The following is a 19,237-nucleotide window of genomic DNA, read 5'->3' as shown; positions in this document are numbered from 1 at the left end:
GTAACTTATCTATTTTTATGAAACGTGTTTTTTTATTTTTTACCCTTATTTTATTTTTTTCTTTACAAACAAACGCTCAGACCGAATACCCTCAAGATACTTTTAGATCTCCAATGGACATTCCTCTAATTTTAGCGGGTACGTTTGGAGAGCTACGATCCAACCACTTTCATTCTGGAATAGATATAAAAACACAACAAAGAGAAGGTCTTCCTATTTATGGTATAGGAGATGGTACAATTACTAGAATAAAAGTTTCTTTATGGGGATATGGAAAAGTAATTTATATTGCACACCCTAATGGTTATACATCTGTATATGGGCATCTTCAAAAATTTTCTCCAAAAATTGAAAGCTATATAAAGAAATTACAATACCAGAAAAAGTCTTACGAAGTAGAAGTTTTTCCCGATTATGGGGCTTTAAAAATAGAAAAAGGAGAACTTATTGCATATAGCGGTAATACAGGCAGTTCTGGAGGACCGCACTTGCATTTTGAAATACGCAGCAGTGCTACAGAAAAACCAACCAACCCATTACTTTATGGGTATAAGGTTGCTGATGCTACTAACCCTACTCTATTAAAGTTATTTGGATATCCTCTAGGTAAAAATGCTCTGATTAATAAAAGTAACGAAAGAATACAATTAAATTTTAAGAAACAAAAAGATGGTTCTTTTTTGGCTGATAAAGTAACAGCTATAGGCACTATAGGTTTTGGTTTTGTTGGTTTTGACCGACAAGATATGGCTGCTAATAAAAACGGCATTTTTTCATTAGAACAGATTGTAAATGGAAAAACATACTCTTTTTATAATTTTGAAAAATTTTCCTTTTCAGAATCTAGATATATTAATACACTTATAGATTACGAGTACTATAGTAAATATAGGCAACGTATTCAAAAATGTTTTAAAACACCTAGCAATAGACTAAGTATTTACAATCAAATTAAAAATGACGGCAAAATTTCTGTTGTCGAGGGGCTTTCATATAATGTAAAACTAAAAATAAAAGATTTAGAAGGTAATACTACAACACTAATAATACCAGTAACAGGAAAAAAAGAGGTGCTACAAAAAGAGAAAAAGACACTTAAAACGGACCATTATGTTGTTGCTAAAAAACCAAATAATTTTAGCGCGGGCCCTGCCAAAATTTATTTTCCTTCGAATACTTTTTACGAGGATTTTTATATGAATTTGCAACACACAAATGACACTATAACATTTCATAATAGTAGTGTTCCTGCGCATAGAAATTTTACCATTACTTTTGATGCTTCTACATATACTAAAGAAGAACAAAAAAAATTATTCATTGCCCGCTTAGATAGCAAACTAAGACCTAGTCATGTAACCACCTACAAGAGAGGTAACACCTTTACAACAAGAACCAAATATTTAGGTACTTACACCATTGCAAAAGATACTGTTGCTCCAAAAATTAGCCCTAAAAATTTTAAAGCCAAACAATGGTTAAATAACTATAAGTATTTAAGTCTTAAAATAACTGATGATTTTAGTGGTATAAACACCTATTCTGCTACCATAAATGGAGAATGGATTTTAATGGAATATGAAAGCAAAAAAAATACCTTAACCTATAACTTTGAGGATAATATTATTAAAGAACAAAAGTGCAACCTTAAAGTTGTAGTAACAGATAATGTTGGTAATACTAAAGAATACACCACTACTTTTTATAGAAAATAATTTTGTTTGAAAAACTTTACGTATATACTCTTAATAATTTTCTTGTGTTCCTCTTTTATGGGGTATGCACAAACAGCTACTATTACAGGTATTATCTTAGATGAACAAAACCAACCTATACCTAATGCTAATATAAACACAAAAAAATACGGTACTTATACCGATTCTACCGGCTATTATATACTTCAAATAACGGCCGATCAAAAAACAACTATTACATTCTCCCACATAGGTCATAAAAATGTAATCCTAAATTCATTAGTTCTAAATACTAATGAAACTTATGAATTTAACCCTGTTTTAAAAACAAATACAATACAAGTAGATGAAGTTACTGTTACAGCAACTGGAGAAAAGAAAGTGGATGGTGTTATAAATTTATCTACCAAACAAATAACTAAAATTCCTGGAGCAAATGCTGGTGTAGAGACTATTTTAAAATTGTTACCAGGAGTAAATTCTAATAATGAACTTAGCACCCAATATGCTGTTCGGGGTGGTAATTATGATGAAAACCTTATTTATATTAATGAAATAGAAGTATATAAACCTTTTCTTATACGCTCTGCACAACAAGAAGGCTTAAGTAGTATAAATACGAACATGGTACAAAGTATTAAATTTTCCTCCGGAGGTTTTCAGGCAAAATATGGCGACAAACTTTCTTCTTCTTTAAATATAACCTACAAGACTCCCGTAAAATTACAAACACAAATAGACCTAAGTCTTTTAGGTGCAAGTGCTACCCTAGAAACGGCATCAAAAAACAAAAAACTAACTAGTATTACAGGAGTAAGATATAGAAATAATAACTTATTCCTAAATAGCACGAACACCAATGCAAACTTTAACCCCACCTTTGCAGATATACAAAGTTATTTTACATATAAATTTTCAGAAAAATTTAGACTAAACCTTTTAGGAAACATATCTATTAACGATTACAAAAATGAGCCTCTAAATAGAGAAACCAATTTTGGAACTATTAATAATCCGCAAACCTTAGTAGTGCACTATCAAGGACAAGAAAACAATAGATACAATACTGCATTGGGCGCCATAAAAGGCAAATATTATGTTAATGACAACCTTACATTTAAAGCTATTTCTTCTATTTATCATACTACGGAAGAAGAATATTCTGATGTTATTGCCGCGTATAGACTAGGAGCAGCTGACACAGATTTAAATGATACTAATATTTCTAAAGGAATTGGCTCACAATACAATAGAGCAAGAAATGATTTAGATGCACTACTTTTTAATTTTGAAGTAAAAGGAATGCATCGCAAAAATAATAAGGTTTTAGAAATGGGTATAAAATATACCCATGAAGATATAAGAGACCAATTAAGAGAATCTGAGTTCATAGATTCTGTTGGCTTTTCTATAAGACCACCTCTATTGCAATTTATAAATGACCAGCCCAATACACCATTTACAGCTCCGCTAGTGCCGTTTACAGGTATAAATGCTACAAATTTTGTTAAAACAAATAGATTTTCTGGGTATCTTCAATATAGCAACACAATAAATTGGAACCAACATAGCATATATTATAATGTAGGAATAAGAAGCCAATATTGGACAGTTAGCGGCACAGGTATTCAAAAAAAATCGCATGCCATACTTAGCCCTAGGTTTCAATTTGCATGGAAACCAAACTGGGAAAAAGATATGCTTTTTAGAGTAGCAACTGGCGTATACCACCAACCTCCTTTTTATCGAGAACTTAGAAATCAAAATGGTATCATAAACCCCAATGTTAAAGCGCAAAAAGCAATACATATTGTAGCTGGTAATGAGTATAGCTTTCTTTTATGGGAAAGACCATTTACACTAATAAGTGAAATATATTATAAAAAAATCTCAAATGTAAACCCATATACTTTAGAAGATGTTCGTATTAGATATGCTGCATTAAATAATGCAAAAGCCTATGCTTATGGTACAGAAGTTAGGTTAAATGGTGCTTTTGTACCTGGTACAGAGTCTTGGATATCTATTGGCTACTTAAAAACAGAAGAAAACATTGACAATAGAGGCTATATTTTTAGACCTACAGACCAGCGTTTAAAGTTTGGAATACTTTTCCAAGATTACGTCCCCAATATGCCGCAATTAAAAATGTATTTAAACTTAGTTTATAATACTGGAGTACCGGGTGGTTCTCCTAGTTATGCAGATTCCTATATTTTTCAGAAAAGATTAAGAGATTATAAAAGGGCAGATTTAGGAATTTCTCATATTTTTGTTGACGCTGACAAGAAGTATCCAAAAAATCATTGGTTGCATGGTTTTAAAGATCTTAGTGTAGGGATTGAAATTTTTAACCTTTTTAATAATCAAAACTCCATAACTAACACATGGGTAAGAGATGTAGACAGCAAACAACAATATGCAATTCCAAATTTTATGACCAGTCGCGTTCTTAATTTAAAATTAAGTATGCGCTTATAAACTAAAAAATGTCTAGATTAATTTTTACCGCCATAGTATTAGTAACATTCTCTTTGAGTGCACAGAAAAATATTTATGAGAGTTCTAAATTTAACTCTTTAAGTAAAACGCATAAAACACTTGCTATTTTACCTTTCTTAACCAATTTAGATTTAAAAGAAAAAGTAAATAAACAAGATTTAAAAAATTTAGAGAAAAAAGAGGGATATGCTGTTCAAAATGCATTGGAAACCTATTTTTCTAAACGCAAAAAAAAGAAGAAGCTTTCTATAGAATTTCAAAACACGAAAGACACAAAAGCAATCTTAGCTAAAAACAATATTGATTATCAAAATATTGATATTTATACTGTAAAAGAACTAAGTTCTATACTTAATGTAGATGGCATAATTAGCGGAAACCTAGATCTTACCATCTTACTATCTAAAGGAATACCTTCAGAATTTAATTTTGCAGATTACTTTTTAGGAGATTCTAATTATGGTAGAATTGGAATGAAAATAAGTGATGGCCCCACAGGAAAACTCCTATGGAAATATGAAAAAAGAATCACAAAAAAAACTGGTAAAAACACCAACGATCTTATTGATCGTATGATGAAGCTAGCAATTAGAAAATTCCCTTATGATAAAGAGCGAAAGAAAAATAAAAAATAATTATTTATTTTTCTATAAACTCTTTTAAAACACTAATTGTATAATCTATTTCCTCTTTAGTATTATATTTTGAAAAAGAAAATCTGACCGAAGGTTTCGCTAAATCTTCTTTAGACAAAACCTGAGTTAATACATGGGAACCCATATCACTACCAGATTGGCAAGCACTACCCTTAGAACAAGCAATACCTTTAATATCTAAATGAAATAACAGCATTAATGCTTTATCTTGCGAAACAGGCAAACAAGTATTTACTAAAGTATAAGTGCTCTTTTCTAAATCTCCTGAGAGGCCATTAAACTTTACCCCAGGAATTTCTTTAGAAATAGTATCTATAAAATATTTTTTTAAACCTTTTACATAAAAAGCCTCCTCTTCCAAATTATTATAAGCGTTTACAAAAGCTTCTTCTAGCCCCACAATATTATGAAAAGACTCTGTCCCTGCTCTAAAACCTCTTTCTTGTGAACCGCCAGAAATAAAAGGTTTTAGCCCAGAATTTTTTCTAATAAACACAAAACCAATTCCTTTTGGCCCATGAAATTTATGTGCAGCAGCAGTTAAGAAATCTATTTGCGTTTTTTGAACATCCCAAGAATAATGCCCTATAGATTGCACAGTATCCGAATGCATAAGTGCATCATTTTCTTTACATACAGCACAAAAAGCATCTATATCAATTTTATTTCCTATTTCATTATTAACATGCATTAAACTAACAAGCTTTTTAGAGTCATTTTCTTTTAAAAGAAATTCTAAATGCGATAATACCGGGCTTCCATTTTCGTCTAAATCTACATACTTAACAATAATGTTACTTTCTTTTTCTAAATCCTCAACTGTATGTAATACAGCATGATGTTCTATTCTTGAAGTAATAATCGTTTTTACCCCTAAGTCCCTAACAGCACATCTTAAAACCATATTATCAGCTTCTGTACCTCCCGATGTAAATATTATCTCTGAGGCCTGGGCATTTAAAGATTTAGCAATGATTTTTCTAGCACTTTCTACTGCTGTTTTTGCAGAACGCCCAAAACTATGTGTAGAGGAAGGATTACCATAAAAATTTAATAAAGCATCTTGCATTTTCTCAATAACACTTTGTCTTACTTGTGTAGTTGCTGCATTGTCTAAATATACCTTTTCCATAAAAAATTATAACATTATAGCTCTTATTTTAATAAGAGATAAGACAAAAGTAGGCATTTAAAATCGAAATTAGTTAATATAGTTAACTAATTTTTTCAATAGTTAATTTAGACTTAAATATGTTAGCCCATTTGCTATAGTTTTACTTTTTTAAATTAAATTTGAAACATGAAAAACTTGTTACTTTCTATTAGCGCTGTCCTTTTTTTTTCTTGTGATGATGGTGATTTACAAATTGAAACTATAGATTTTGATAGTATAACTACTATAAACACCTGTAATACCGTAGAAGTATCTACTGCTAGTTTATTATTTAAAATTAATACTGTTGAAGCTTTAATTTTAGAATTACCAGCAAACGCTTTAAAAAATGAAGTCATAACAGAAGCAACTGTAAATGCAATTACAGAAAGTGGGCCATATAAACTTACTTACAGAACATTTTCTGACAATGTTTCTAAAGATTATTTTTGTTCCTCTGTACCTTTAACATCCCCAACAGTTGTTGAAGAAATTATTGCAAAAAGTGGAAATATACTTATAACTACAAGTGAGGAAAATAGTACTACGTACAATCATAATATTACATTAGAGAATATTACTTTTGAAACCTCTGAAAATAATCGTATTACAAACTTGAGTATAAATGATTATGGAAAAGTAGTAACAACAAAAGCTAACTAAGAGTTCTGATAAATATATACTTCTGTAGCTCCCATTCCATATTTTTGATAATCGGCGTCATAATATTTTAAATTCTCATAGCGCCTAAAAAGGTAACCCAATTCTTCTTTCAATACTCCCTCTCCTACTCCATGGATAAATACTACCTTCTGTATTCTTTTGCGCATAGCAAATTCTAATTGCCGTTTTGCAGTTTCTAATTGTAAATTTAACTTTTCATAACTACTCATATTACCAGAATTACGAACTAGCTTATCTACATGCAAATCTACCTCCAATTTAGGGGCATTACGTTCTTTGGTTTTTAAAACAACATTTTTCTTTTTCTTAGGGATTTCTTTTTCTGACTTAATTTTAGCAATCTCATAATTAGTAACACTAATATCCCCACCAACTTTCATTAACTCTTTATCAAAATAGGATAGTACAAATCCATTTGAGTCCTCTATTGTAATTTTAGAACCATCTATACTAAGGATAGTTCCAGAAATAACATCGTCTATAGTTTCTACTTTATCTCCAATATTAAAAACACGCATTTTTTTATTTTAAATACCCAAAAATAATAGTAATTTTCAGCATCTTTCTTTAAAAATGCCATGAAATTAGCAATTATCCTATTTTTATTAACCATTGAAGAGTTTATGCTCCCTTGCTTAACTAAAAAATTTATAGGAATAGATTGCCCTGGCTGTGGCTTACAACGTTCTTTTATATTAGTAATACATGGTAATTTTGAAGCTGCTTATACGATGTACCCTGCTATTTATAGTATTTTTTTACTCGTAAGTTTTTATATTCTTCAAAGTTTTATCATTATTAAACATGCAAATAAAATTATACTAACTTTGACATTAATCACAGTTATTTTTATTACAACCAATTATATTTCAAAATTTATATAACTCATAAAATATTATGGAACAAAAATTACCAAACACAGGAGCAATTATTGGATTAAGTATAGCCTCTATACTATTATGTTGGTGTTATGGCGTTTTAGGCTTAATTCTTTCCGTTGTTGCTTTAATTTTAGCAAGCAAAGCAACCAAAGTGTATAATGCTGAACCAGAATCTTATTCTGATTTTGGGTCCGTTAAAACTGGTAAAATTCTAGCTATTATTGGAATTATCTTAAACCTGCTTTTCTTATTTTTTATTATTTGGCTTATTGTTTCTGTCATAGGAATGGATGCCTTAGAAGATGAAGAGCTTATGAGGGAAAGGGTGGAAGAATTTTTTCAATAACAAATAAATGACCTCGAGGCAAGCCAGCATGACATTAAAAGGGTTAATTTTAAGATTTTCGATAAAAGTATCGGGGTATTAGCCTACTGGCAAAATAAAAGTATTTAACATAAAAAAATCCCTGAATTAGAAATTCAGGGATTTTATATTTTACTCACTTTCGAAAAAAATTACTTCTCAAATTGCTTTACTGTATTTGTTATAATAGAAATACAATCTAATAATTGCTCTTTAGTAATTACTAAAGGTGGCGCAAAACGAATAATATTACCGTGTGTAGGTTTTGCTAATAAACCATTTTCCTTCATAGCCATACAAATATCCCAAGCAGTAGAACTATCTTCAGTATCATTTATAAGAATAGCATTTAAAAGTCCTTTTCCACGAACTGCATTAACAATGTTACATGTTGGGATAAACTCATTTAATTTTTCTCTAAAAAATTGCCCTAAAATTTCGGCATTTTCAGCTAAATTCTCCTCTTCTACAACTTCTAAAGCTGCTATGCCTACCGCTGCAGCAACAGGATTACCACCATAAGTACTACCATGATTACCAGGACGTATAACCCCCATAATAGGGTTATTAGCTAAAATCCCAGAAACTGGATACGCACCTCCAGATAATGCTTTTCCAAGAACTAAAATATCTGGTTTTACATTTTCATGATCTACTGCTAACATTTTACCAGTTCTAGCAACACCTGTTTGTACTTCATCAGCAATAAATAACACATTATGTTTCTCACATAACTCTTTTGCCTTTGCTAAATAATTTTCTGATGGCACATACACACCGGCTTCTCCTTGTATAGGTTCAACTAAAAATCCTGCAATATTCTTTGTGCTAGATAAAGTTGCTTCTAAAGCCTCTAAATTATTATATTCAATTTTTATAAAACCATTAGTGTATGGCCCAAAATTTGTCCTTGCCACTGGATCATTAGAAAAAGAAATAATTGTAGTAGTTCTTCCATGAAAATTATTCTCACAAACTATTATTTGTGCTTCATTTTCAGGAATTCCTTTTACTTCATAAGCCCATTTTCTACACACTTTTAATGCCGTTTCTACAGCCTCTGCTCCTGTGTTCATTGGCAAAAACTTGTCAAAACCAAAGACACTAGTTACCTTTTTTTCAAACGTACCAAGCATATCATTATAAAATGCTCTAGAAGTTAATGTTAAAGTTTGTGCTTGCTTTGTCATTGCTTCCACAATTTTTGGATGGCAATGCCCTTGATTTACTGCCGAGTAAGCAGATAAAAAATCATAATACTTTTTTCCTTCTACGTCCCAAACATAAACTCCTTCTCCCTTACTAAGTACTACTGGTAAAGGATGGTAATTGTGTGCTCCGTACTTGTTTTCTAAATCTATCGCTTGTTGCGATGTTAATTGGTCTAAAACAGCCATTTTAATTTTGTTTAAATTAATAAAATAACCATTCCTTATCTACCTTTATCCTTTCGAAGAACTCGAAAATTCAGCGTGGGAAAGAAATCATCCCTAAGAGGCTGCAAATTACTAAATATTAATTATTCTAAAAAAGTAATTTATGCAAGAATAAAAGGTGTTTTCGCATGCAAATTCTTAAATAAAAATTAAGTTCACTTTTATTTAACTAAATTTAATTAGATTCCTTCTTAAAGATACTGTTATAAATGAAGTGCTATTCTTATTTTTGCGCTATGCGAAAAAAGAATAAAAGAATAATTCTTGAAAATATTGAGATTATTGATGCTGGAGCAAAAGGAAAAACTATTGGTAAAGCTCCTGATGGTAGAGTAGTTTTTACTACAAATGCAGTTCCTGGAGATGTTGTAGATATACAAACAACAAAAAAGAGAAAAGCTTATTTTGAAGGTAATGCAATTAATTTTCATAAATTTTCTGACAAACGTTCTGAACCAGTTTGTGAACATTTTGGTGTTTGTGGTGGCTGTAAATGGCAAAATATGAGTTATGAAAACCAACTTTTTTATAAAGAAAAAGAAGTCTACAATAATCTTCTACGTATTGGCCATTTAGATTTACCTGAAATTACTCCAATCTTAGGTTCTAAAGAACAGTATTTTTATCGCAATAAAATGGAGTTTTCTTTCTCTGATAGTAAATGGCTTACATTAGAACAAATACAATCTGGAATTCAAATTGAAGACAAAAATGCTCTTGGCTTTCATATTCCTGGTATGTGGGATAAAATTTTGGATTTAAAAAAATGCCATTTACAAGAAGACCCTTCTAATGCTATTCGTATGGCAACCAAAGAATATGCTCAAAAAACCGAGATGTCTTTTTTTAATCCAAGAAACCATACCGGAATGTTGCGTACACTTATGCTTAGAACAACATCCACAGGTGAAATAATGGTTTTAATACAATTTTTTGAAGACCATAAAGAAAAAAGAGAAAACTTATTAAAACACTTAAAGGAAACATTCCCTACAATTACTTCTTTACAATATGTTATTAACCAAAAACAAAACGATACTATTTATGATCAAGAAATAGTATGTTTTGCTGGCCGTGACCACATTATAGAAGAAATGGAAGGTTTACAGTTTAAAATAAATGCAAAATCCTTTTACCAAACCAATTCTGAACAAGCATATGAATTATATAAAGTAACTCGTGATTTTGCAGGATTAACAGGAGAAGAGTTAGTGTACGATTTATACACAGGAACTGGAACTATTGCACAATTTGTAGCTAAAAAAGCAAAAAAAGTTATAGGAATAGAATCTGTACCAGAAGCAATACTAGATGCAAAAGAAAATGCAAAAAATAACAATTTAACTAACGCAGAGTTTTATGTAGGGGATATGAAAAATGTGTTTAATGAAGCATTTATTGCCGAACACGGAAAACCAGATACCATTATTACAGACCCTCCAAGAGTAGGTATGCATAAAGATGTAGTAGAGCAAATTTTAAATATTGCTCCTAATAAAATTGTATATGTAAGTTGCAATAGCGCTACACAAGCAAGAGACCTTGCCTTAATGAAAGATTTTTATAAAGTGACTAAAGTGCAACCTGTAGATATGTTTCCGCAAACACATCATGTAGAAAATGTTGTACTTTTAGAAAAGATATAATAGTATGGTTAAATTAAAAGTTTTAGGAATATTACTTGTAGGGATTATTTTGTTTTTAGCATGTGAAAAAGATGATATTTGTGTAGATGGAGACACTCCTTTATTAGTTATAAGGTTTTATGATATTAATGACACTACCGCTTTAAAAAAAGCTCCAAAACTTAGAGTATATGGTGTAGGCAAAGACGTTACTGTAAATACCTTTACAGATAGGACAGATTTAGACTCTATATCTATTCCTTTAAGAATTACAGAAAACAGCACATCTTTTAATTTTGTGTTAAATTCTGCAGATACTTCTAGTACAGATACCACTGACACAGGTAATTTAGATGAAATAACTTTTAATTATGAGCTATCAGATGAATATGTATCTAGAGCTTGTGGTTTTGTAGCTACATATAATGGAGTTTCAGAAACCTTAGTACCAGACACCGATAACTGGATTAAAAGAATAGAATTTATTACTACAGATATAAATCTTGAAACTATAAATACTGCGCATGTTAAAATTTATCATTAGTCTATTATTCCTAATTAGCAGTATTGGTTTTTATGGGCAAAGCAAGCCTATAGACACTAAACCAAAAGATACTGTAGTATACAAACAAGCGTATGGCTTAAGAGTTGGTGTAGATTTAAGCAAGCCATTATTAAATTTCACTAATAACAATTATGAAGGTTTTGAAATTGTTGGAGATTACAGATTAACACAAAAACTATTTTTAGCAGCAGAAATAGGAAATGAAACTAAAACAAGGCAAGAAGAAATAGGATCAAATTTTACCGAAACAACTACTAACCCATTATATAATTTTACAACTAAAGGAAGCTATATTAAATTTGGGATAGACTATAACACATATGCAAATTGGTATGGAGAACAAAATTCTATTTATATTGGAGCAAGATATGCATATGCAACTTTTTCTCAAACACTAAACAACTATCAAATATATAACAGTAATAATTACTGGAGAGAAGGTAGCGCATTTGTTGCTGGATCTACAACACCACAAGAATTTGGGAGTCTTTCTGCGCATTGGTTAGAGGCCGTTCTTGGCGTCAAAGTAGAAATTTTTTCAAATCTATATCTTGGTGCTAGTGTTAGAATAGGCATCTTAGTTGCAGATAAAGACCCGGACCCATCTAGATTTAATAATCTTTGGATACCAGGATTCAATAATGTGACAGACAATAGTGCCTTTGGAGTAGGATATAATTACAGTATCTCCTATTTTATTCCTTTATACAAAAAAGAGAAAAAGAAAAAAACAGAAGTAGAAAAAGAAGTAACAGAGTAAACTAGCTCGGGGCAAGTCCAAGAGGCATTTCTTAGAGAACTAATTTTGATTTCGAGACAAGCCTCGGAGTATTTAAATCTCGATTATCGAGTAAATTAAAATTCTTTTATTTCTTTTCTAAAAATCCATTTCATAACCATTTTTTCTTCCCCTTTAATTCTTGCTAGAGCAAATTTAGGGGCAAAAACTGTTGCTGTAATAGCTGAAATTCCTGCCAATAAAAAACGATGCATTGGAACAAAATGACCTAACAAAAGTCTAACAATTATAAATATAAGAGTAAAACCTATAAAGTTATATAAAAGAGCTTTATGTTTAAGTTTCATATTTTATTCTTCTTTATTTTGATATTTGGCTTTTTTACTACCAGAATACATTACATATTTTACCAACTTAGATTCTAAATGGCTATTAAATACTTTTATTTTTCTGGAAGGTCTAAGACCTACAAACTTTAACGCCTGCAAGTTTGATGTTATAAACCAAGCATCAGTACCAGGGTATTTTTGTTTTAAAGTATCACCGATAGAGGCATAAAAATCTTGCATATCTATATCTAAACGCTCTCCATATGGAGGGTTAAAAACCATATGTAATTGATTTTCGGTAAACTTCTCGGTATCAAAGAAGTTTTTTCTCTCAATAGTTATATATTCAGAAAGGTTTGCGTTTTCCACATTATCCTGAGCTTTACGAACAGCAGATGGAGCTTTATCATAGCCAACAATTTTATAATTAAAATCTCTAGTTTTATTTAAAGATACATCCACAATTTTATCAAAAAGTTCTTCATCAAAATCTTCCCATTTTTCAAAAGCAAATTCTTTTCTATTAATATTAGCAGGTATATTACAAGCGATCATTGCTGCCTCAGTACACATAGTACCACTACCACACATTGGATCTAAAAAATCTGATTGTCCCTTCCACCCACTTAATAATAATAAACCAGCTGCTAAAACTTCATTTATTGGAGCTATATTCGTTGCTGTTCTATACCCTCTGTGGTGCAAAGACCTCCCTGAACTATCTAAAGAAACATTACATTGTTCATCATGTATATGAATATTAATTCGTATATCAGGAAATTTAACATCTACATCTGGTCTTTCCCCATCGGTATCCCTAAACTTATCTACAATAGCATCTTTAACCTTTTGCGAAACATATAAAGAATGCGTAAAATTATCAGATTTTATTGTAGTATCAATTGCAAAACTAGTGTCCACAGTTAAAAACTGCTCCCAATCCATTGCATAAATTTTTCTATATAGCTCGTTTTCATTTCTAACAGAAAAAGAATGTATTGGTTTTATAATTTTTATTGCAGTACGCAAACAAAGGTTTGCTTTGTACATAAATCCAGTATCTCCTTCAAAAGAAACACTACGAGTTCCTTCCACAACATTTAATGCACCTAAATCTTTAAGTTCCTTAGCTAATATTTCTTCAAAACCAAATAAGGTTTTCGCTAACATTTTAAAATTATTGTTCATGGTATCTGTAAAAATTCACACAAAAATACACTAATTTTACCCTTTGTATATATTTTAACTACTTTATAAAAACTTGCAACCAATTTCATGACCTATATATTACCAATCTTAGGTGTCTTATTAAGTTTTCTTTTTGTATATTTTGTTAAACCACAAAAAAAAGAAAACTTTAAATTACTTCTTGCTTTTAGTGGCGCCTTCTTATTAGCGCTAACTCTTTTTGAGTTATTTCCTGAAGTATACGAACACACCAATTCTAAAACTGTAGGTCTTTTTGTAATGCTTGGAATATTATTCCAAATATTTTTAGAATTCTTTTCTAAAGGCGCAGAGCATGGTCATGTACACGTAAAGAATGATACCAAAAAATTTCCTTGGTTACTATTTATAAGCTTATCCATTCACTCTATATTAGAAGGTGTACCTATAGAACATAACCATACAATGTTATATGGAATATTAATTCATAAAATTCCTATCGCAATTATTCTTAGTATATTTTTATTAGGATCCAAATTAAAACTAACAAGCTCCATATTCTTCATCTCTCTTTTTGCGATAATGACACCAATAGGTAGTTATATTTCTGCTAATTTTGAGTTAGCACCTAAATACTTTGCCATGTTAAATGCTTTAGTAATAGGTATATTTCTTCATATTTCCACTGTTATTCTCTTTGAAAGTTCAGAAGGTCATAAATTTAATTTAAGAAAACTAGCTGTCATAATAGTTGGAATAATAATTGCTTATATGTTATAAATGTTTAGTAAAGAAGAATCAAAACGTTTAAAACAAGACTTTTGGATAGCATTTGGAAAATCTTTTCCAAGAAAATGGACCTTATACAACACTAAAATCAAAGGTTTAACATTTAAGTTTCAGTTTAACTTAAAAACTGCAGAAGTAGCAATAATAGTTGACCACAACAACCTAGAAGTTAGAATGGAGCTTTGGGAAAAACTAATTTCTTTAAAGAGTATTATTAAAGAAGAATACTTACCTAATGCTACATTTAATGATTCTTACCCTATAAATAATAAAGAAATCTCAAAAATTTATGTAGAAATAAAAAATGTTTCTATACATAATAAAGACACCTGGCAAGAAACCATGATTTTTTTATCCAATAATATGAAAAAAGTGGAAGCTTTTTTCCAAGAATATAAAGATATTCTTGGAGTATAATTATAAAAAAAGCATTAGAATCTATTAAATGCTAATGCTTTTTAATAATAATAAAAACAATACTATTTAACTATAAATTTAGCTCGCATAATTTTAGAATGCCCGGGAAAAGTACACACCATCCAATACTCACCAGGAGTACTAGGTGCCTCAAAATATATTTTTTCTTCTGTCTCTGGCGCAACAATACCAGTATGATATAATACTAAATCTGTATTAGGAACATAATTTAAATCGGCACCATCTAATCCTAGTTTTAATGCCATATCCCCTACTTCATCTACAGACGCAACACCTGGTTTAGTAATTACTAGGTTATGCAACATATCATCGTTATTATTAAAGGTTAATTCTATTTTTGTTCCTTTAGTTACTATAACTTCAGAAACATCGTATTTAAGACCTGGCTTTGTACTAATTACAAGTTTTTTCTTTGCTCCATTACTCCAACTATCAGGCATCTTATTAGTACGTTTTACTTGTATAACTTTCTCCTTAGAACTACTTTCTTGTTTTAGTGCAGGAGACATTAAAATACCTCCTGGAACCTCATTTAGAGTATAATACCCAGTGTTATGCAACAATTTTTCACCCGTCGTAGATTTTAATTCAGGTATTTCTATTTGGTGAATAAAACCGCGACGCATTCCATGAACTGTTAGCTTTGCAGATAACCCATCTTCAGAAACTTCAACTTTATGTACCATAGCTTTTTGTTGATCTACAATTGGGCTACCATAGGTCTTATGATATAGATAGTTAAAACTTGTAAGTTTATATATTGCAGTATTAGAAGCTACTCTCTTATTTACAGGTTTTGTAAATTCTAATGAAAATCCATCTGCTAGAGCTTTCATAGTTTTTATTTCAAAAGGAGTTTTTCCTGTCCACACTAGACGTTGAAGACCAAATTCCTTTTTTCCTGTTGAAGCCCAACCTCTACTAGTCATTCCTACAAACATACTATTATCACTACCCCAAATCATACGGAGCACACCAGATGAAAAACCTTCTACAAAAGGAAAAGCAGCTCCTTGGTAAACTCCATTTACTTTTTCTATAAAAACCCTCATTATTTTACTATGTCCTTGGTCTCCTACAAATTGCTGACCATCAAAAGGTCCAAACTTGCCTCCATTAGTATCATAAATAATATCTGAAGTAGAAATCCCCAAAATAGTATGAGGAAACCATATTGCAGGTGCCTTAAGCTTCGATATTTTTTTAGAATATTCATATAAAGTTAAACCTGAGCTATCCTTAATATCACTTGGCTTTAATTTAAGTGGAGACAATTCATCATCTGACCATTTTAACCCTTCAGGATGTCCTGCAAAATCACCAACCTCTAGGTGTGTCATACGACCTGACCCCACCCAATCGCCTTGATTTTCTGTATAGAAAAAATCTCCTTCCGGATTAATCTCAAATCCTGCAGGAGATCGTAAACCTGTAGCTATTGGAGTCATTTTTCCTTCTGGAGAAATTCTTAACATCCAACCACGCCATCTTACAGTACTTTTACCTCCTCCTATCCAAGATAAATTAAGGGTAACAATCATATCCCCATTATCCATAAATTTTGGACCATAAGAATAATCATGGTAATTACCTGATAATGGCCATGAAATAATTGTTTTATATATATCTGCCTCATTATCTCCATCCTGATCTTCTAACCTAGTTAATTCTCCTCTCTGAGATAAATAAAAACCTTTATTCCTATACCCAAGGCCTAGTGCTTCATGTAAACCCTGTGCAAAAAGTTTATAATTTGGATTTTTACTATAAGGCTTATCTATAAGCCATACTTCTCCACGTCTAGTAGACACACCAAGTTTATCTTCATCAGTCAGAGCTAAACCACCTACTTCTAGTTTAATGCCTTGCGGTATTGGAACATCTACAATTTTATAAAATTCAGATTCTTTTTTGGTTTGGACAGAATTAAAAACTTTATTCTTTTGCCCATAATTTATTTGACAAATCCCTAGTATAAATAACAGTAAAATTGATTTATTAATGATCTTCATTCTTTTCTTTTTTTAGTTACCAAACAATGTTATAAGTAACAGTATTATTCCCCTTCGGAACTTTAATTAGTAACTCATATTTACTACCATTATTTCTAATTATTGGCTTCAAATTTTGGTTTCCAATAAAATCTACATAATAACTTTCATCATTAATTATATATCTATTATTAGGAAGAGATTTTATACTTTCTCCATCTGCAACTTTATGCCAAAGAGTTTTATTACTAGAAATTTGAATTAATTTATTCAATTGTCGGTTACCTTTAGATACAGTTAACTTATTTTTAATAGTTGCACCTTCTATCTGGTATGAAAATTCAGGGATTTTTGAAGAATCAAAAACGTATCCTAACTGTTTAACTCCTTTATTTTCAGCTAAAGGTGTAGGCCAAGAAGAATCTTTATCTGTTAAAGATGCGAATTCCAAATCGCCATGCATTGCAATAGAAAAACCAATAGGTTCTCCTAATTGATCTTTTCCTCTAGATAACCACATATGTGTGGTATTTAAAAAAGAACCACTCCAAACTTTTAATAAAGAACCTCTTGCCAAATCATAAGAATAGTGAATACCTTGCGGCGTACCAACAGAAATACAATGTGTGCGTTTAATATTTTTATGATTTACAAAACTACGTTGCGTAATCACTCTGTCTACAGGTTCAACAGTAATTCCCTTTAAAGGATTAAAATCTCCTGCCCCTTTCTCTACTCCTTCTTGTAAAGAATATCGTTGCATTTCAGGACCCTCAACATGCAAGCCAAATCCACGAGCCCATGGTGCACTTTGGTTGTATACCAATATAAAAGATGCATCTCCTTCTTTTAAGTTTATAATCACTTTATGTATTTTATCCATACCCCCTCGCATCTCTAAAGCAGTTTTTCCATTAATTATTAATTCTGCAATACCATTTGTGCGTCCCTCGAAAAGATAGTTACCAGATTTAGGAATTATAAAGTTCCCCGAATATGAAACAATCTTTTTTTCCTTTACACTTGTTATATCAACAAGAGAAAACACGTTTGTATCTTCTTTTTTTATAATAGGGATTGTATCTAGATTTCCAATAGTTGGAGATGTACTTTCATATTCTAATCTTTTAAGATTACTTAAGAACACTTTATTTCCTTCGTAAAGTTTATATTTAATGTTTTTAAATGCAACGGGGCCGTGATCACCCTGAATCATAATAGGACCTCTAGGGTTTTCATTATTAAAAGCAGAACCCCTTGTAGGACCCGTAACTTCAACATTCTCATGTATCAAAACACCATTTAACCAAACTTCTTCAAACCAAGCGTTTTTTATTTTTTCTCCTGTTTTGTTAAACTTTGGTGCATGAAAAACAATCTTAAAATGTTGCCATAACCCGGGCGCTTTAGCTGCATTAATTCTGGGAGCACGACCTTCATAACCTCTCTCTTTTTTATCTTTAGAATTATCCCAACGTTCATAAATTCCACCTAAATCTTTATGAGAAACATCAATGGTTTTCCAACTATCAAACAATTGTATTTCATACCTTCCTTGAAAATAAATACCTGAATTAGAGTTTAAAGGCATCATTATATCACATTCAAATTCAATATCACCATGTTCAAAACTTGTAAATAAATTACGCTTATCAACTTCATTAGGAACATTTACTAAAATCCCTTTTCCTTTTGTAAAGTCAATAGTTTTTTGCTTAGAAACATCACTATAAACATTATTTGCTAATTTCCAATTAGATGAAACATCTTTAAAACCTTCTAAATCTTCTAATTTTAAGTTTATAAAAGGAATTTCTACTAATGGTACTACGTCAACATTAATTTTCTTCTTCTTTTCTTTTTTTAAACAAGAAGTAAAAAGAAGCAGAAGAAATAAAAAAATACAATAGTTTATTTTTTTCATTATTTTAATTTAATTCTTTCAAGTTAATTAAAATATAAAATAAAAATCACACATCGTTAATTCTAAAAAAATTATTTTAAAAAGCGTTATTAAAAAAACCAATTAACCACTTAACAATCAGCAATTTAAACAAGAAAAAAGTCTACGAAAAGGGTTTCGCGAAAAGAAGAAAAACATTAATTATCAAGGCTATTGTTTGGGTATAAAAATAGGGCATAAAAAAAGTCCGATACGTAATGTATCGGACTTTGAAGAAGGCGGCTTCCTACTCTCCCACTTGGTGTAGCAGTACCATCGGCG

18 protein-coding genes are annotated in these 19,237 nt (G+C 30.7%); 11 read left to right on the top strand and 7 right to left on the bottom strand.

Annotated elements, in window-relative coordinates; genetic code table 11:
- The first annotated feature begins 17 nt into the window (after positions 1-17).
- Genes CLV91_RS15070 through CLV91_RS15060 form a run of 3 tightly spaced genes read left to right on the top strand, consistent with a single transcriptional unit; the run spans position 18 to position 4,831 of the window.
- Positions 18-1,715, top strand: a complete 1,698-nt coding sequence (locus CLV91_RS15070; protein ID WP_121069063.1) for a M23 family metallopeptidase — start codon at positions 18-20, stop codon at positions 1,713-1,715.
- 57 nt (positions 1,716-1,772) lie between these two features.
- Positions 1,773-4,175 carry a TonB-dependent receptor gene (locus tag CLV91_RS15065; protein WP_121069062.1) on the top strand — a complete coding sequence of 801 codons (2,403 nt, stop codon included), beginning with the start codon at positions 1,773-1,775 and terminating at the stop codon, positions 4,173-4,175.
- An 8-nt stretch (positions 4,176-4,183) separates the two neighbouring features.
- Positions 4,184-4,831, top strand: a complete 648-nt coding sequence (locus CLV91_RS15060; protein WP_121069061.1) for a hypothetical protein — start codon at positions 4,184-4,186, stop codon at positions 4,829-4,831.
- A 4-nt stretch (positions 4,832-4,835) separates the two neighbouring features.
- Here CLV91_RS15060 and CLV91_RS15055 read toward each other — a convergent pair whose 3' ends face one another.
- A complete protein-coding gene (locus tag CLV91_RS15055; protein WP_121069060.1) occupies positions 4,836-5,984 on the bottom strand; it encodes a cysteine desulfurase family protein in 1,149 nt (382 codons plus the stop codon).
- Positions 5,985-6,152: 168 nt separating this feature from the next.
- Between CLV91_RS15055 and CLV91_RS15050 the strand changes: the two genes are divergently transcribed.
- Positions 6,153-6,668: a hypothetical protein gene (locus CLV91_RS15050; protein WP_121069059.1), complete on the top strand. Its 516-nt coding sequence runs from the start codon at positions 6,153-6,155 to the stop codon at positions 6,666-6,668.
- On the opposite strand, the gene CLV91_RS15045 is transcribed toward CLV91_RS15050, so the two are convergent.
- A complete protein-coding gene (locus CLV91_RS15045; RefSeq protein ID WP_121069058.1) occupies positions 6,665-7,207 on the bottom strand; it encodes a Smr/MutS family protein in 543 nt (180 codons plus the stop codon). The genes CLV91_RS15050 and CLV91_RS15045 overlap by 4 nt on opposite strands.
- A 60-nt stretch (positions 7,208-7,267) precedes the next feature.
- Here CLV91_RS15045 and CLV91_RS15040 point away from each other — a divergent pair, with 60 nt between their 5' ends.
- On the top strand, positions 7,268-7,573 hold the full coding sequence (locus tag CLV91_RS15040; RefSeq protein WP_121069057.1) for a DUF2752 domain-containing protein: 306 nt from the start codon (positions 7,268-7,270) through the stop codon (positions 7,571-7,573).
- Positions 7,574-7,586: 13 nt separating this feature from the next.
- Positions 7,587-7,916 carry a CCC motif membrane protein gene (locus tag CLV91_RS15035; protein WP_121069056.1) on the top strand — a complete coding sequence of 110 codons (330 nt, stop codon included), beginning with the start codon at positions 7,587-7,589 and terminating at the stop codon, positions 7,914-7,916.
- Between the two features lie 170 nt (positions 7,917-8,086).
- Here the strand turns inward: CLV91_RS15035 and rocD are convergent, their stop codons facing one another.
- A complete protein-coding gene (gene rocD, locus CLV91_RS15030) occupies positions 8,087-9,331 on the bottom strand; it encodes an ornithine--oxo-acid transaminase (RefSeq protein ID WP_121069055.1) in 1,245 nt (414 codons plus the stop codon).
- Positions 9,332-9,606: 275 nt separating this feature from the next.
- On the opposite strand from rocD, the gene rlmD reads away from it, so the two are divergent.
- From rlmD to CLV91_RS15015, 3 genes are read left to right on the top strand one after another with little or no spacing between them, the layout of a single operon-like run.
- The gene (gene rlmD / locus CLV91_RS15025; RefSeq protein ID WP_121069054.1) at positions 9,607-11,016 is read left to right on the top strand and encodes a 23S rRNA (uracil(1939)-C(5))-methyltransferase RlmD; all 1,410 of its coding nucleotides are present in this window, start codon (positions 9,607-9,609) and stop codon (positions 11,014-11,016) included.
- A gap of 4 nt (positions 11,017-11,020) precedes the next feature.
- Complete coding sequence (locus CLV91_RS15020) at positions 11,021-11,539, top strand: DUF6452 family protein (RefSeq protein ID WP_121069053.1); 519 nt, start codon at positions 11,021-11,023, stop codon at positions 11,537-11,539.
- Complete coding sequence (locus CLV91_RS15015) at positions 11,520-12,320, top strand: DUF6048 family protein (protein ID WP_121069052.1); 801 nt, start codon at positions 11,520-11,522, stop codon at positions 12,318-12,320. Before CLV91_RS15020 ends, CLV91_RS15015 begins: the two co-directional genes overlap by 20 nt.
- A gap of 95 nt (positions 12,321-12,415) precedes the next feature.
- On the opposite strand, the gene CLV91_RS15010 is transcribed toward CLV91_RS15015, so the two are convergent.
- Positions 12,416-12,646, bottom strand: a complete 231-nt coding sequence (locus CLV91_RS15010; protein WP_121069051.1) for a hypothetical protein — start codon at positions 12,644-12,646, stop codon at positions 12,416-12,418.
- Between the two features lie 3 nt (positions 12,647-12,649).
- Positions 12,650-13,816, bottom strand: a complete 1,167-nt coding sequence (locus tag CLV91_RS15005) for a THUMP domain-containing class I SAM-dependent RNA methyltransferase (protein WP_121069050.1) — start codon at positions 13,814-13,816, stop codon at positions 12,650-12,652.
- 87 nt (positions 13,817-13,903) lie between these two features.
- Here CLV91_RS15005 and CLV91_RS15000 point away from each other — a divergent pair, with 87 nt between their 5' ends.
- The gene (locus tag CLV91_RS15000) at positions 13,904-14,575 is read left to right on the top strand and encodes a ZIP family metal transporter (RefSeq protein WP_121069049.1); all 672 of its coding nucleotides are present in this window, start codon (positions 13,904-13,906) and stop codon (positions 14,573-14,575) included.
- Positions 14,576-15,001, top strand: coding sequence for a DUF4268 domain-containing protein (locus CLV91_RS14995; protein ID WP_121069048.1), 426 nt, complete (start codon positions 14,576-14,578; stop codon positions 14,999-15,001).
- Positions 15,002-15,063: 62 nt separating this feature from the next.
- On the opposite strand, the gene CLV91_RS14990 is transcribed toward CLV91_RS14995, so the two are convergent.
- Both CLV91_RS14990 and CLV91_RS14985 read right to left on the bottom strand, forming a co-directional pair.
- Complete coding sequence (locus tag CLV91_RS14990; protein ID WP_121069047.1) at positions 15,064-17,034, bottom strand: plastocyanin/azurin family copper-binding protein; 1,971 nt, start codon at positions 17,032-17,034, stop codon at positions 15,064-15,066.
- A 16-nt stretch (positions 17,035-17,050) separates the two neighbouring features.
- Positions 17,051-18,937: a 3-keto-disaccharide hydrolase gene (locus CLV91_RS14985; protein ID WP_121069046.1), complete on the bottom strand. Its 1,887-nt coding sequence runs from the start codon at positions 18,935-18,937 to the stop codon at positions 17,051-17,053.
- Between the last annotated feature and the right edge of the window lie 300 nt (positions 18,938-19,237).

Origin of the sequence: Maribacter vaceletii, from assembly GCF_003634105.1 — a bacterium.
Classification (GTDB): Bacteria; Bacteroidota; Bacteroidia; order Flavobacteriales; family Flavobacteriaceae; genus Maribacter_B; species Maribacter_B vaceletii.
Note: the sequence above shows the minus strand (reverse complement) of the source record. Positions and strands in the feature narration are given on the sequence as shown.

Coding starts and splice junctions, on each gene's coding strand:
- CLV91_RS14990 (WP_121069047.1), bottom strand. CDS start 17,034: ATGAAGATCATTAATAAATCAATTTTACTGTTATTTATACTAGGGATT.
- CLV91_RS14995 (WP_121069048.1), top strand. CDS start 14,576: ATGTTTAGTAAAGAAGAATCAAAACGTTTAAAACAAGACTTTTGGATA.
- CLV91_RS15050 (WP_121069059.1), top strand. CDS start 6,153: ATGAAAAACTTGTTACTTTCTATTAGCGCTGTCCTTTTTTTTTCTTGT.
- CLV91_RS15005 (WP_121069050.1), bottom strand. CDS start 13,816: ATGAACAATAATTTTAAAATGTTAGCGAAAACCTTATTTGGTTTTGAA.
- rlmD (WP_121069054.1), top strand. CDS start 9,607: ATGCGAAAAAAGAATAAAAGAATAATTCTTGAAAATATTGAGATTATT.
- CLV91_RS15060 (WP_121069061.1), top strand. CDS start 4,184: ATGTCTAGATTAATTTTTACCGCCATAGTATTAGTAACATTCTCTTTG.
- CLV91_RS15040 (WP_121069057.1), top strand. CDS start 7,268: ATGAAATTAGCAATTATCCTATTTTTATTAACCATTGAAGAGTTTATG.
- CLV91_RS15010 (WP_121069051.1), bottom strand. CDS start 12,646: ATGAAACTTAAACATAAAGCTCTTTTATATAACTTTATAGGTTTTACT.
- CLV91_RS15000 (WP_121069049.1), top strand. CDS start 13,904: ATGACCTATATATTACCAATCTTAGGTGTCTTATTAAGTTTTCTTTTT.
- CLV91_RS15020 (WP_121069053.1), top strand. CDS start 11,021: ATGGTTAAATTAAAAGTTTTAGGAATATTACTTGTAGGGATTATTTTG.
- CLV91_RS15055 (WP_121069060.1), bottom strand. CDS start 5,984: ATGGAAAAGGTATATTTAGACAATGCAGCAACTACACAAGTAAGACAA.
- CLV91_RS15045 (WP_121069058.1), bottom strand. CDS start 7,207: ATGCGTGTTTTTAATATTGGAGATAAAGTAGAAACTATAGACGATGTT.
- CLV91_RS15015 (WP_121069052.1), top strand. CDS start 11,520: ATGTTAAAATTTATCATTAGTCTATTATTCCTAATTAGCAGTATTGGT.
- CLV91_RS15070 (WP_121069063.1), top strand. CDS start 18: ATGAAACGTGTTTTTTTATTTTTTACCCTTATTTTATTTTTTTCTTTA.
- rocD (WP_121069055.1), bottom strand. CDS start 9,331: ATGGCTGTTTTAGACCAATTAACATCGCAACAAGCGATAGATTTAGAA.
- CLV91_RS14985 (WP_121069046.1), bottom strand. CDS start 18,937: ATGAAAAAAATAAACTATTGTATTTTTTTATTTCTTCTGCTTCTTTTT.
- CLV91_RS15065 (WP_121069062.1), top strand. CDS start 1,773: ATGGGGTATGCACAAACAGCTACTATTACAGGTATTATCTTAGATGAA.
- CLV91_RS15035 (WP_121069056.1), top strand. CDS start 7,587: ATGGAACAAAAATTACCAAACACAGGAGCAATTATTGGATTAAGTATA.